The organism is Streptomyces albiflavescens (assembly GCF_014645835.1).
Classification (GTDB): Bacteria; Actinomycetota; Actinomycetes; order Streptomycetales; family Streptomycetaceae; genus Streptomyces; species Streptomyces albiflavescens.
This window is the reverse complement of the sequence record NZ_BMMM01000012.1, coordinates 302,412-315,248: the sequence shown is the minus strand read 5'-3', so window position 1 is coordinate 315,248 and position 12,837 is coordinate 302,412. Positions and strand designations below refer to the sequence as shown.

The 12,837-nt window shown below is 71.5% G+C and carries 13 protein-coding genes; 8 read left to right on the top strand and 5 right to left on the bottom strand.

Annotated features, from left to right (window positions below):
- Nucleotides 1-105 precede the first annotated feature (105 nt).
- On the bottom strand, nucleotides 106-906 hold the full coding sequence (hisN, locus tag IEY95_RS30450) for a histidinol-phosphatase (RefSeq protein ID WP_189189359.1): 801 nt from the start codon (nucleotides 904-906) through the stop codon (nucleotides 106-108).
- 264 nt (nucleotides 907-1,170) lie between these two features.
- Between hisN and IEY95_RS30445 the strand changes: the two genes are divergently transcribed.
- Nucleotides 1,171-1,785, top strand: coding sequence for a TetR/AcrR family transcriptional regulator (locus tag IEY95_RS30445; RefSeq protein ID WP_189189426.1), 615 nt, complete (start codon nucleotides 1,171-1,173; stop codon nucleotides 1,783-1,785).
- A gap of 256 nt (nucleotides 1,786-2,041) precedes the next feature.
- On the opposite strand, the gene IEY95_RS30440 is transcribed toward IEY95_RS30445, so the two are convergent.
- The 4 genes from IEY95_RS30440 to IEY95_RS30425 all read right to left on the bottom strand — a co-directional run bounded on the left by IEY95_RS30440 (nucleotide 2,042) and on the right by IEY95_RS30425 (nucleotide 5,760).
- A complete protein-coding gene (locus tag IEY95_RS30440) occupies nucleotides 2,042-2,365 on the bottom strand; it encodes a DMT family transporter (protein ID WP_189189358.1) in 324 nt (107 codons plus the stop codon).
- A 161-nt stretch (nucleotides 2,366-2,526) separates the two neighbouring features.
- Complete coding sequence (rsgA, locus tag IEY95_RS30435) at nucleotides 2,527-3,537, bottom strand: ribosome small subunit-dependent GTPase A (RefSeq protein ID WP_189189357.1); 1,011 nt, start codon at nucleotides 3,535-3,537, stop codon at nucleotides 2,527-2,529.
- Nucleotides 3,538-3,553: 16 nt separating this feature from the next.
- Nucleotides 3,554-4,894, bottom strand: a complete 1,341-nt coding sequence (gene aroA, locus IEY95_RS30430) for a 3-phosphoshikimate 1-carboxyvinyltransferase (RefSeq protein ID WP_189189356.1) — start codon at nucleotides 4,892-4,894, stop codon at nucleotides 3,554-3,556.
- A 143-nt stretch (nucleotides 4,895-5,037) separates the two neighbouring features.
- Entirely contained in the window at nucleotides 5,038-5,760 is a 723-nt protein-coding gene (locus IEY95_RS30425) for a M50 family metallopeptidase (RefSeq protein ID WP_189189355.1), read from the bottom strand.
- A gap of 50 nt (nucleotides 5,761-5,810) precedes the next feature.
- On the opposite strand from IEY95_RS30425, the gene IEY95_RS30420 reads away from it, so the two are divergent.
- From IEY95_RS30420 to IEY95_RS30390, 7 genes are all read left to right on the top strand, one after another.
- Nucleotides 5,811-6,626 (top strand): SOS response-associated peptidase, encoded by an 816-nt coding sequence (locus IEY95_RS30420; RefSeq protein ID WP_189189354.1) that lies wholly within the window; start codon nucleotides 5,811-5,813, stop codon nucleotides 6,624-6,626.
- 253 nt (nucleotides 6,627-6,879) lie between these two features.
- Nucleotides 6,880-7,512, top strand: coding sequence for an alpha/beta hydrolase family protein (locus IEY95_RS30415; protein ID WP_189189353.1), 633 nt, complete (start codon nucleotides 6,880-6,882; stop codon nucleotides 7,510-7,512).
- Nucleotides 7,513-7,766: 254 nt separating this feature from the next.
- A complete protein-coding gene (gene sigR, locus IEY95_RS30410) occupies nucleotides 7,767-8,450 on the top strand; it encodes an RNA polymerase sigma factor SigR (RefSeq protein WP_189189352.1) in 684 nt (227 codons plus the stop codon).
- Nucleotides 8,447-8,749, top strand: a complete 303-nt coding sequence (gene rsrA, locus IEY95_RS30405) for a mycothiol system anti-sigma-R factor (protein ID WP_189189351.1) — start codon at nucleotides 8,447-8,449, stop codon at nucleotides 8,747-8,749. Before sigR ends, rsrA begins: the two co-directional genes overlap by 4 nt.
- 158 nt (nucleotides 8,750-8,907) lie before the next feature.
- On the top strand, nucleotides 8,908-10,254 hold the full coding sequence (locus tag IEY95_RS30400) for an HD-GYP domain-containing protein (protein WP_189189350.1): 1,347 nt from the start codon (nucleotides 8,908-8,910) through the stop codon (nucleotides 10,252-10,254).
- Nucleotides 10,251-11,555, top strand: a complete 1,305-nt coding sequence (locus tag IEY95_RS30395) for an HD-GYP domain-containing protein (protein ID WP_229703474.1) — start codon at nucleotides 10,251-10,253, stop codon at nucleotides 11,553-11,555. Before IEY95_RS30400 ends, IEY95_RS30395 begins: the two co-directional genes overlap by 4 nt.
- Before the next feature lie 153 nt (nucleotides 11,556-11,708).
- On the top strand, nucleotides 11,709-12,689 hold the full coding sequence (locus IEY95_RS30390) for a tetratricopeptide repeat protein (protein WP_189189349.1): 981 nt from the start codon (nucleotides 11,709-11,711) through the stop codon (nucleotides 12,687-12,689).
- The last annotated feature ends 148 nt before the right edge of the window (nucleotides 12,690-12,837 follow it).

Here is a 12,837-nt window from a genome sequence, read left to right as displayed (position 1 = left end):
CCCCGTTCGGTGGTGCATTCCGTTCGGCAGAACATTCCGCTCGGTACTGAACACCGCTCACTGTGAACCCGGTTCACGAGTGAACGGGTTCACAGTGACCCTCGCTCAGTAGCGCTGGTTCAGATACCCCAGCATCTCGTCGTGGAGGATGCCGTTCGAAGCGGCCGCGTTGCCGCTGTGCGGGCCCGGGCGGCCGTCCAGGCCGGTGAAGGAGCCGCCCGCCTCGGTCACCACGATCGCGTTCGCCGCCATGTCCCAGAGGGACAGCTCGGGCTCCGCGCAGATGTCGACCGAGCCCTCGGCGACCATCATGTACGGCCAGAAGTCGCCGTATCCGCGGGTGCGCCAGACGGCCTTCGTCAGGTCCAGGAAGCCGTCGAGACGGCCCTGGTCCTCCCAGCCGCTCAGCGACGAGTACGCGAACGAGGCGTCGGCCATGCGGGAGACCTGGGAGACATGCAGCCGGGACGCGGAGGAGAGGCTGCGGCCGGTGAACGCGCCGTGCCCCTTCGCGGCCCACCAGCGGCGGCCGAGCGCGGGGGCAGAAACGACGCCGACGACCGGCTGGTAGCCGCCCTCGCCCGCCTCCATCAAGGAGATCAGCGTGGCCCAGACGGGGACGCCGCGTACATAGTTCTTGGTGCCGTCGATCGGGTCGACGACCCAGCGGCGCGGGCCCGTGCCCTCGATGCCGTACTCCTCGCCGAGGATCGCGTCGCGTGGTCTCGCCCGCTGGAGCTGGCCGCGGATGAGCTCCTCGGCGGCCTTGTCCGCCTCGCTCACCGGCGTCATGTCCGGCTTGGTCTCGACCTTCAGGTCGAGCGCCTTGAACCGGTCCATCGTCGCCGCGTCGGCGGCGTCCGCCAGGACATGGGCGAGGCGCAGGTCATCGCGATAGTCGGGCATGAGTGAACCGTATCTGCCCGCGTCGGGGCGGGGCTACATGGGCCGGGGGATCACTCCGGCCCTTGGCCGGCTGCCCGGTGGCGGGTTCGCCCGCCGCCCGGTGACGGGCCGGCTCGGCGGCCCGCGGGGCCGTGGGGGCTTGTGTCCGTCTGCCGGTGCGTGCGCAGGGTGGCGTACGCCCCTTCGGGCCGCCGCGAACCCTTGACAGTGCCCCTGTGCGCGTCAAATCTGAGCTGCAGACTCGCTCGCCCCAGGGAGGCGATGATGCCTGCAGCGCGGGAATCCCTCTTGGACGCCGCCTATACGGCACTCGCGCGTCGCGCATGGTCCGCGGTGCGGATGGTCGATGTGGCCGCCGTGGCCGGGGTGTCACGTCAGACGCTCTACAACGAGTTCGGGAGCAAAGAGGGGCTCGCGCGTGCTCTGGTGCGGCGGGAGGCCGATGCTTATCTCGCCGGGGTCGAGCGGGCGCTGGCCGCGCATGCGGACGCCCGGGAGCGGCTGGTGGCGACTGCCGAATGGACCGCCTCGGCCGCGCGGAGCAACGCTCTTGTACGGGCGATGCTCACCGGTTGCTGGAGCGAGCGGCTGCCCTCGCCGACGCTGTCGGCCGTACCCTCGTCGTCCGCCGTGCCCGCGCAGCGGCGGGCCGACGGGCCGCTGCCCTCGCCCGCCGACTTCGTGGCCCTTGTCCGGGACCGTGCGGTGGCCTCGTTGGCCACCTCCAAGGCGGACGCGGCCGAGCTGGCACGCTCCTGCGAACTGGTCGTCCGTCTTGCCCTGTCGTGTGTGGCCGCGCCGCCCGGTGAGGGCGGGGTCACGGACCTGGTGAAGACCGCGCTGACCCCGAACCGCCGGTTCGGTGTCCAGAGCGTCTGATCGACCCGCCCGAAGCCGACCCGTCCGAAGCCGAACCGGCCGAAGCCGACCGGGCCGAAGCCGGCCGGGCCGAAGCCGGCCGGGCCGAAGCCGGCCGGGCCGAAGCCGGCCGGGCCGAAGCCGAACCGGATAACCCCGGTGCGCGAAGTGACCGGACCGGACGTCGCTCGAAAGTGACCGGACCGGACCGGACCGGACGTCGACTCGGACGGCAGGCGCAGGCGTGCTGTCCGCGACGTGCGCCCGGAGCGTGGCGTCAGTGGGCGGAGCCCGACAGCTGCAGGCCGATGACTCCGATGATGACGAAGCTGATCGAGACGATCTTCAGCGTCGAGACCAGGTCGCCGAGGAAGATCATGCCGTAGATCGCGGTGCCGGCCGCGCCGATGCCGGTCCACACGGCGTACGCCGGGCCGACGTCGAGCTTCTTCAGGGAGAGGGTCAGCAGGCCGAAGCTGCCGAGCGCGAAGATGCAGAAGGCGACCGTCGGCCAGAGTCTGGTGAAGCCGTGCGAGAGCTTCAGACAGACGGCGAAGCCGGTTTCGAGCAGTCCCGCCACAACGACCAGCAGCCACGCCATGTCTTGTCCTCCCGTGTCCGCACGTCGACTGCTTCGTCTGGCTCGGATCCGGTCAGTGGCCGCTCCGGGGTCGCTCGGTGCGATTATGCATTTACCGACCGGCTAAGCCCTTACCGACGAGCCGCCGACGCAAACAACGCGGAGGTCAGGTCGCACGGCGATCAGTCGCCTTCCTTCCGCTCGCGCGTCGCGAGCAGCCTACGCAGGGAGTAGAGCCGCTGCGGGTCCGCGTGGCCGTCCGCTACCCACTGGTCCAGGGCGCAGTCCGGCTCGTCGTGGCTGCACGCGCGTGGGCAGCCCTCGGTGCCGGGTTCGAGGTCGGGGAAGGCGTGGATGACCCGGGACGGATCGACGTGGTGCAGGCCGAAGGAGCGGACGCCCGGGGTGTCGATGACCCAGCCGACCTCGTCGGGCAACGGGATCGCGCGCGCCGACGTGGTGGTGTGCCGACCGCGCCCGGTGACCGCGTTGACGACTCCGGTGCTGCGCCGCCGCTCCAGGGACACCAGCGCGTTGACCAGGGTCGTCTTGCCGACGCCCGAGTGGCCGACGAACGCCGTGATCTTGCCGTCCAACTGCTTGCGCACCCGGTCCACCGCCTCGCCGCTCTCCAGCTCCTCCCGGCTGGTCACGACATAGGGGACGCCCAACGCCCCGTACAGCTCCAGGAGTTCGTCGGGCGGGGCCAGGTCGGACTTGGTGAGGACGAGGAGCGGGGTGAGGCCGCCGTCGTACGCCGCGACCAGGCAGCGGTCGATCAGACGGGGGCGCGGCTCGGGGTCGGCGAGGGCGGTGACGATGGCGAGCTGGTCGGCGTTGGCGACGACCACGCGCTCGTAGGGATCGTCGTCGTCGGCCGTGCGGCGCAGCACGGAGGTGCGCGGCTCGATGCGGACGATGCGGGCGAGGGTGTCCTTGGCGCCGGACAGGTCGCCGACGATGGCCACCCGGTCACCGACCACGGCTGCCTTGCGGCCCAGCTCCCGGGCCTTCATCGCCATCACGACGCGGTCTTCGACCAGGCAGGTCAGGCGGCCCCGGTCGACGGTGAGGACCATGCCCTCGACCGCCTCCTCGTGCTTGGGCCGGATGTTCGTACGCGGACGGTTGCCCTTGCGGTTGGGGCGCTGGCGGATGTCGTCCTCGTCGGTGTGCTTGCCGTAACGGCGCATGATCCCGGTCCGCCCGTCAGTTCCCGAGCATTCCGGTCCACATGTCCGGGAAGTCCGGCAGGGTCTTCGCCGTCGTCGCCACGTTCTCGATCTCTACGCCCTCCACGGCCAGGCCGATGATCGCGCCGGCGGTGGCCATGCGGTGGTCGTCGTACGTGTGGAAGGTGCCGCCGTGCAGCGGGCGCGGGCGGATGTGCAGACCGTCGGCGGTCTCGGTGACATCGCCGCCGAGCTCGTTGATCTCCTTGGTGAGCGCGGCCAGCCGGTCCGTCTCGTGCAGGCGGAGGTGGGCCACTCCGCGCAGGGTCGAGGGGGAGTCGGCGAGGGCGGCGACCGCCGCGATGCCGGGGGTCAGCTCGCCGACCTCGCTCAGATCCACATCGATGCCGCGGATCGCGCCGGAACCGGTGAACTCCAGGCCGCTCTCGGTCAGTTCGCAGGAACCGCCCATTTCGGTGAAGATCTCCCGCAGCCTGTCGCCGGGCTGGGTGGTGCGCGTCGGCCAGTCGGGGATGACGACCTTGCCGCCGGTCACCAGGGCCGCCGCCAGGAACGGCTGCGCGTTCGAGAGATCCGGCTCGACGATCAGATCGCGGCCGAGCAGGGCGCCCGGCGTGACCCGCCAGACGTTGGGCTCGCCACCCGACTCCGGGGTGTCCACCTGCGCGCCGACCGCGCGCAGCATGTCGACCGTCATCCGGATGTGCGGCATGGAGGGGAGGGTCGAGCCGATGTGCCGGACCTCCACACCCTGGTTGAAGCGCGGGCCGGAGAGGAGGAGAGCACTCACGAACTGGGAGGACGAGGACGCGTCGATCTCGACCGGGCCGCCGTCCAGAGCGCCGCCGCCGTGCACGGTCAGCGGCAGTGCGCCACGGCCGTCGTCGTCGATCCGGGCGCCCAGCAGGCGCAGTGCGTCAATCACACCGTTCAGGGGGCGCTCGTACGAGCGCGGGTCACCGTCGAAACGGATGGGGCCGTCGGCGAGCGCGGCGACCGGGGGCAGGAAGCGCATCACGGTGCCCGCGTTGCCGACGTCGACCGTGGCCGGGCCGTGCAGGCCCGAGGGGATGACCCGCCAGGCCTCGCCGGAGGCGTCGGGACCGGCCGCGACCGTGGAGCTGGACGCCACCGTCTCCTCGATGCCGACGCCCATCGCGCGCAGGGCGCCCGCCATCAGCAGGGTGTCGCGGGAGCGCAGCGGGCGGCGCAGCCAGCCCGGCTCGGAGGCCAGCGCGGCCAGCACGAGGGCGCGGTTGGTGACCGACTTCGACCCCGGCACGTGGACCGTCGCGTCGACGGCTCCGCTCGCGTGCGGGGCGGGCCAGAGGGCGGTGTGGGCGGGCTTCACGGTCATGCGCCCCACTTTAATGGGGGTTCGCTCCGCTGGGTTTGGCCGGGAACGCGGGTCGTGCGTCGGCTGCCGGTGCATTGTGGCTGGTCGCGCTCACGCGGGGGAGCCGCACAGTGCACCGTCGCGTGCCCCTGACGGGGTGCTGATCAGACCTGGAGCAGCCAGCGGCCTCCGCCCAGCAGTGAGCACAGTGACACCGCGTGGAACAGGAACAGCCACAGGCCGGCCGGGACGTGGGTGAGGCGTGACAACTGGTCCGCGTCCGAGTCGCCCGCTCCGCCTCGCATCCGCTTCGCCTGGAGCTCGAAGGCCGGGCGAACGCCGCCGAGCAGCAGGAACCACACCACGGCGTACGCGAACGCCGCCTGCACCTGGGGTCCGGCGAGCCAGGACACCACCACGAACGTGCCGCCGGTGAGGATCACGGTGAGCGCGCCGTACGCGTTGCGGATCATCAGCAGCAGCGCCACGAGCAGGGCCGTCGCCAGCCACAGCAGTGCGGTGATGTGGCCCGCGGCGAGCAGCGCGGCGCCGCCCAGGCCGAGCAGCGGGGGAGCGGTGTAGCCCGCGGCGGCCGTGAGGATCATGCCGAGGCCGGTGGGCTTGCCACGGCTGACCGTGAGGCCACTGGTGTCCGAGTGCAGCCGTATGCCGCTGAGGCTGCGCCCGGTGAGCAGGGCGATCAGGCCGTGGCCGCCCTCGTGGGCGATGGTGATGGCGTTGCGGGAGACGCGCCAGACGCCGTGCGGGACGATCAGCGCCAGCGCGGCGACCATGGTGGCGATTACCACCCACAGGTCGGGGTCCGGCTGGCTGCCGAAGATCTGGTCCCAGAGGCCGGCCAGCGAGGTGGATGCGGTGCTGTCCATTGTCGGCGGGAGCTCCCTCTCGTAACGCGGAGTCTGGCAGTGTGGCACGTATGTGCGGACGGTATGCAGCGAGTCGTAGGCCCGAGGATCTCGCAGGAATCTTTGAGATCGAGAAGTGGGAGCCCGAGGAGACCTTGGACCCCGACTACAACGTGGCCCCGACCAAGGAGGTCTACGCCGTTCTCGACCGCCCCCTTAAGGACGCCGACAGCCCGAAGCCGGTTCGCCAGCTGCGCAGGCTCAAGTGGGGGCTCGTCCCGTCCTGGGCCAAGACGCCCGAGGGCGGCGCCCGGATGATCAACGCGCGCGCGGAGACGGTGCACGAGAAGCCCTCCTACCGTCGCGCCTTCGCCGCCCGGCGCTGCATCGTGCCCGCCGACGGCTACTACGAGTGGGTCACCGGCGTCACCGAGCGCGATCTGGAGGTCGAGGGCAAGAAGAAGCGGCCGCGCAAGCAGCCGTACTTCGTGACCCCCGCGGACGGTTCCGTCTTCGCGATGGCCGGGCTGTACGAGTTCTGGCGCGACAAGACGTTGCCCGATGACCATCCGCGGGCGTGGTGGGTGACGTGTTCGGTCATCACGACCGAGGCGGAGAGCTCGCCGCTCGCGGTCGCGCCGGCCGAGGGGCCGCGCGCCCTGGCCGACATCCATCCGCGGATGCCGCTGATGCTCGGGCCGGATCGGTGGGACGCCTGGCTCGATCCGGCGCGGACCGATGTCGAGGACCTGCGGTCGCTGCTCGCTCCGCCTCCGGAGGGGTTGATGCGGGCGTATCCCGTGTCCACGGCGGTGAGCAATGTGCGCAACAACGGGCCCGAGCTGTTGAAGGAGCTGGAGGGGCCGGAGGAGGGGACGCTCTTCTGACGGGTGCCCCGAGGTGGGGGTGGCGTCGGGGGTGGGGCGCGCGGCCCGGCGCATTGGGGGGCCGCTGTGCCCACGCGTGCCGCCCTGGCGGGACGCGTGCCCACAGTCGGGGATCTTTCCGCTGCGGGGGTGGGCTGCGGCCCCTCACTGCCCGCAGGCGCCTTACCGCCATGACGGCTGCGACGGCGCCCCCTGCCGCTGCCGAGCCTGGTGGCACGCCTGCCCACAGCCGGGGCAGTGACAGGATGGTTCCGTGGCGCACAGTGAGACGGTGGAGACCGAGGCGGGCAGCGCCCGTATCACCTGGCACCCTGCCGAGAAGGCGCGGCTCGTGCTGGCCGTCAGTCATGGGGCTGGTGGGGGGATCGAGGCGCGGGACCTGCGGGCCTTGGCCGGGGTGTTGCCCGGGCACGGGGTGAGTGTCGCGCTGGTCGAGCAGCCCTGGCGGGTGGCCGGGAAGAAGGTGGCGCCCGCGCCGAAGACCCTGGATGTCGGGTGGCGGGGGCTGTGGCCCGCGCTCGCGCGTCCGGGGCTGCCCGTGGTCTCCGGCGGCCGGAGTGCCGGGGCTCGGGTCGCCTGTCGTACCGCCGTCGAGCTGGGAGCCCATGCCGTGCTGGCGCTCAGCTTTCCGCTGCACCCGCCGGGCAAGCCCGAGAAGTCGCGTGCCGACGAGCTGCTCGGCTCCGGGGTGCCCACACTGGTCGTACAGGGCGGCAACGACCCCTTCGGGAAGCCGGAGGAGTTCCCGACGGGGTCGTACGAGCTGATCGAGGTGCCGTACGGCGATCATGGCTTCGCCGTTCCGAAGAGGGCGCCGATCGAGCAGGACGAGGCGCTGACGGTCATCACGGACGGTGTCGTGAAGTGGACCGCGTCACTCGTGTAACGCCCGGGAATGTTGGGTGGCGGACAACTGTTGTGCGGATCAGACAGCACGGAGCGTGCTGACCGTTCGTACGAGAGGAAGTCCGCCGCATGGGTTCGACCATCTGCCCGAGCCGTCGCAGCAGCGCTGACCTGGACTGGACGGTGCTGCACGCGGGCAAGACCGCCCCTATTCGGGCGGCGGGTGGGCCTGATGTTCGTCTATCCTCCGATTCCAGTGGGACCGGTTTCGGTCTCACGTCGTCGCTGGAGGAGGTGGGTCCGGTCACTGGGACCGACGCAGGGACCGAACACGGCCAGGCGGAGCAGCCCGAGGGCCAGGGCACGAGCACGGAGTCGTCTGCCGAGCGCACCGCGCGCTTCGAGCGGGACGCGCTCGAATTCCTCGACCAGATGTACTCGGCCGCCCTGCGCATGACGCGCAACCCGGCCGACGCCGAGGACCTGGTGCAGGAGACGTACGCGAAGGCGTACGCGTCCTTCCACCAGTTCCGTGAGGGAACCAACCTCAAGGCGTGGCTGTACCGCATTCTCACCAACACCTTCATCAACTCGTACCGCAAGAAGCAGCGCGAACCTCAGCGCTCCGCGGCCGAGGAGATCGAGGACTGGCAGCTGGCGCGTGCCGAGTCGCACATGTCGACAGGTCTGCGCTCCGCCGAGTCGCAGGCGCTCGACCACCTGCCCGACTCGGACGTCAAGGAAGCGCTGCAGGCGATCCCCGAGGAATTCCGCATCGCCGTCTATCTCGCGGACGTAGAGGGCTTTGCGTACAAGGAGATCGCGGACATCATGGGGACACCCATCGGTACGGTGATGTCCCGGCTGCACCGGGGCCGCCGTCAACTGCGCGGCATGCTCGAGGACTACGCGCGTGACCGCGGGCTGGTCCCGGCCGGCGCCGGGGAGTCGAACGAAGCGAAAGGCTCGGGCTCATGAGCTGCGGAGAGCCGCACGAGACGGATTGCAGTGAGGTACTCGATCATCTCTACGAGTTCCTCGACCATGAGATGCCGGACGCGGACTGCACCAAGTTCGAGGTGCACTTCGAGGAGTGCTCCCCGTGCCTCGAGAAGTACGGCCTCGAGCAGGCGGTGAAGAAGCTGGTGAAGCGGTGCTGCGGTCATGACGACGTGCCCAGCGATCTGCGCGCCAAGGTCATGGGCCGCATCGATCTGATCCGCTCCGGACAGGTCGTGCCCGAGCACGACGTGACGGCGACGCCTCAGGAGTCCTGAACTCCCGACGTCGGACGTCAACTCCTGGCGGAGATCGTCCCTTTATCACCCGAACGTGCTAATCCGCGGGCTACCAGCCCGCGGATTCGGCCATAGGTGTCCCCGTAGCACCCCCGCCGCTCTAGGCTCCGGAGCCTGAAGTCGGGGAGGGGGCGAGGATGGGGTCGGTTCCGGCGTGGGCCCGTGTGTATGTGGCCTGTGTCGTTCTCGGGGCCTTGGTCTGCCTGGTCCCCCTGCCGGACCTCCACGTGCCGTGGTGGGTCGTGACGCTGCTCGCCGCACTGTACGCCGGGTGCGAGCGGATCCCGCTGCCCCGCGGCCCCCGGGCCGCCGGGGCCTCCGGCCGTGAGGCCCCCAAAGGGATGGGCTCCTTCCTCCCCGTGCTACTGGCCGGGGCCTTTCTGCTGCCGCCCGCCGCCGCCGCGCTCGTCGCGCTGCCGGGGGCCCTGCTCGCCCGGGTCGAGCAGCGGCCGCGGTGGCTGCGCCGGATCTGGCGCGCGGCACAGCTCGCCGTCGCGATCTGGGCGGCCTCCAGGGTGCACCGGGCGCTGGGCGGCCGGAGCGCGGTGGTCGAACCCCACTTTCCGCAGGCGCTGGTGCCCGCCGGGGCCGCAGTGCTCACCTTCTGCCTCGTGCTGACCGTCCTCGACGGCGGGATCCTGGCGCTCGCCGAGCGGGTGCCGGTGCGGGGCGCCTGGCGCGGGCTGTTCGCGCGCTCTCTCGCGCCCGTCGCCGTGCACGGGCTGGCGGGGCTGATGATGGCGGTGCTGTGGCGCAGTCCGTACGGGCCTGTCGCCGCGCTGCTCGTGCTGTTGCCGATGTACGTGTCCTGCTGGGTGTTCGCGCAGTACCACCGGGAGCGGGCCGCCCACCAGGCGACGATTCGCGCGCTGGTCCAGGCCGTCGACATCAAGGACGGGTACACCCGCGGGCACAGTGAGCGGGTCGGGCAGGCGTCCATGATGATCGCGCGGGAACTCGGGATGGACGACGAGCGGGTCGAAGTGCTGCGGTTCGCCGGGATTCTGCACGACGTGGGCAAACTCGGCGTTCCTACCCGGCTGTTGCGCAAGGACGGGCCGCTCACTCCCGAGGAGCGGCGGGTCATCGAGCTGCATCCCGAGTACGGGCACGAGATGGTCCGGGGGATCGGGTTCCTGGGGGAGGCGCGCTCGGCGATCCTGCACCACCACGAGCGGCTGGACGGAAGCGGGTATCCGTACGGGTTGGTGGGCGGCCAGATTCCGGAGTTCGCGCGGGTGGTGGCCGTTGCCGACGCGTTCGACGCGATGACGTCCACCCGGTCCTACCGGCGGGCCCGACCCGTGCCCGCCGCGCTGGAGGAGTTGGAGCGGTGTGCCGGGGCGCAGTTCGACCCCGGGATGGTACGGGCGCTGGCCCGGGCCCTTTCCCGACAGGGGTGGCATCCCGCCGTCACGGCCGACAACGGTGTTTACCCGCCCGCTCCGTCCGTTTCCGGTCGGCTGGAAGGGCATCCGACATGAGCACCGCCGCCCCACGGCGAGGGTTTCCCACCCGCTCCGCTCGTTTCCCGTCGGTTACCGGCGCGCCCACATCCCTCGCCCTCACCCTCGTCCGTGCGCTCGCCCTCTTCCTGGGGGCCCTGTCCCTCGCCGTCACCCTCTGGACCGGCCTCGAAGAACGCGGTACCGCCCTCGCCTTCGGTCTCCTCATCGCCTTGGGCGAGCTCACCCGCTGGAGCGGTGCCGAGGAGCGGGAGACCGCTCCGCTCGGGGCCGCGGGGGCGCTGTCGTACGCCCTGCTGGGGGCGCAGGCCGGGCAGCCCACGCACCACGGTGCGGCCCAGGTCGTCGCCGTCGTCACCGCGGCCGCGCTCCTGGGGTGCGTGCCCCATGTCGCGGGCGGGCGGGGCCCGACCCTCGACCACCTCACCCGGCGCGTACTGACCGTCGGGTTCGCCGCCGTCTGCTTCCAACCCCTGTACAACCAGGGGAGATTTCACGGGTGGAGCGGCCCCGCGTACGCCCTGCTGCTGGTCGCGCTGCTCGTGCTCACCGCGCTGTGCGACGCCGTGCTCGCGGCCGCGATGGCGCATTCGCGCACCCGGTGGCCGTTCGGGCCGCTGCTGCGGGACGAGCTGCGGTCCATGCTCGGCATCGGGTCGGCCGTGTGCGCGACCGGGGCCGTGATGTCGCTCGCGGTCGCCGTGGTCGGGCTCTGGGCCCTGCCCGTCTTCTCGCTGCCCCTGCTGCTGACCCAGCTGTCCTTCCGGCGGTACGCGGGCGTGCGGGTCACCTACCGGCAGACCATCGCCTCCCTCGCTCGGGCGACCGAGATAGCCGGGTACACCCCCGCAGGTCATGCCCGGCGGGTGGCCGTGCTCAGCAGTGCGGTGGGGCGGGAGCTGGGGCTGTCCGAGCCCGATCTGACCGTCCTGGAGTACGCGGCACTCATGCACGACATCGGGCAGCTGAGTCTCGTCGATCCCGTCCCCGCCGGGGCCACTGCCGTGCTTCCCGCCGAGGAGCAGCGGCGGATAGCTCTGCTCGGCGGTGCCGTCGTACGCCAGACCGGCGTGGATGCCGAGGTCGCCGTGGTGGTGGAGCGGCAGGCCGACCCGTACCGGGAGCAACCGGTCACCGCGCGGATCGTACGAGCCGTGAACGCATACGAGGAGTTGGCCAGGGAAGCAGGGCCGGGAGGAACCCTGACCGCCCTGGAGAAGCTGCGTCTGGCCACGGCCCGCGACTATCAGCCGGAGGTCGTGGAGTCGCTGGCCAGGGTCCTGGCAAGGGGCGGTCTGACCCTGCCCCAGGCTGGGTAACCCATGGGTAATGAGCGCCCGTCCGACGGTACGTGGTTGGATGCGAGGAAGAGGGTGTTCGGGGGCACGGGCCAGCCCGGGGCTGCGCTGTCTTCAAGGGACTCTTCAAGGGACCGGCAGGCGGGAAACGCAAGGAACTGGCAGGCGGGAATCGTGAGGATCTTCGGCAAGGGACGACACCGGCCCTCCGCCTCATGGCGGCAGGCCACCGACCGTGCGTTCACGCTGATCGGCGACGGCCGGTACGAAGACGCGGGAGCGCTGCTGACGCGCGCCGCGGACCTGGAGCCGTGGCTGTCCGAGTCCTGGTTCAATCTGGCCCTGCTGCACAAGTTCCGGCATGACTGGGAGCAGGCGCGGGCCGCGGGACTCAGGGCCGTCGCGCTGCTCGACCGCGAGACCGGGGCGCCCGACTGGTGGAACGTGGGCATCGCGGCCACCGCCCTGCAGGACTGGCCGCTGGCCCGGCGCGCCTGGCAGGCGTACGGGCTGCGGGTACCCGGCGGCGCCGCCGTCTCCGGGGAACCGGTGGGCATGGACCTCGGCAGTGCGGCCGTCCGGCTGTCTCCCGAGGGCGAGGCCGAGGTGGTGTGGGGGCGCAGGCTCGACCCCGCCCGCGTCGAGGTGCTGTCCATTCCGCTGCCGTCCTCCGGGCGGCGCTGGGGCGAAGTCGTGCTGCACGACGGTGTCCCGCACGGTGAGCGGACCACCGCCGCGGGGCACGCCTACCCCGTCTTCGACGAGATCGAGCTGTGGGCGCCGTCACCGGTGCCTACCTGGGTGGTCCTCCTTGAGGCGGCCACCGAGGACGACCGGGACGCGCTGGAGCAGCTCGCCGCCGACGCCGGCTTCGCCGCCGAGGACTGGTCGTCGTCCGTACGGCTGCTCTGCCGGATGTGCTCCGAGTCGCGGATGCCCTCCGACGAGGGCGACGGCGAGCACCTGGACCCGCACGACCACAGCGAGCCCGGCCATCCGGGTCCGCTCGGCCACCGCACCGACGGGCAGCTCTGGGTGCCCGAGCGGGAGTGCGGGGTGGCCGCGCCGGCCTCGCTGGTGAGGGGGCTGCTGGACGGGTGGGTCGCGGACAGCCCCGACTCCAGGGACTGGCGGGACCTGGAAGAGGTCTGTTAGGAGGCTGCGGGGAGGAAGGCCGGCTGCGGGTTCGTCGTGGCTGGTCGCCTGCTGGTCGCGCCCACGCGGCGGAGCCGCACCTCGGACGCGGTCCCGCGCCCCTTACCGGGCGCCGCCCCGTACCCTGTATCAGCATCACACCCCCGTT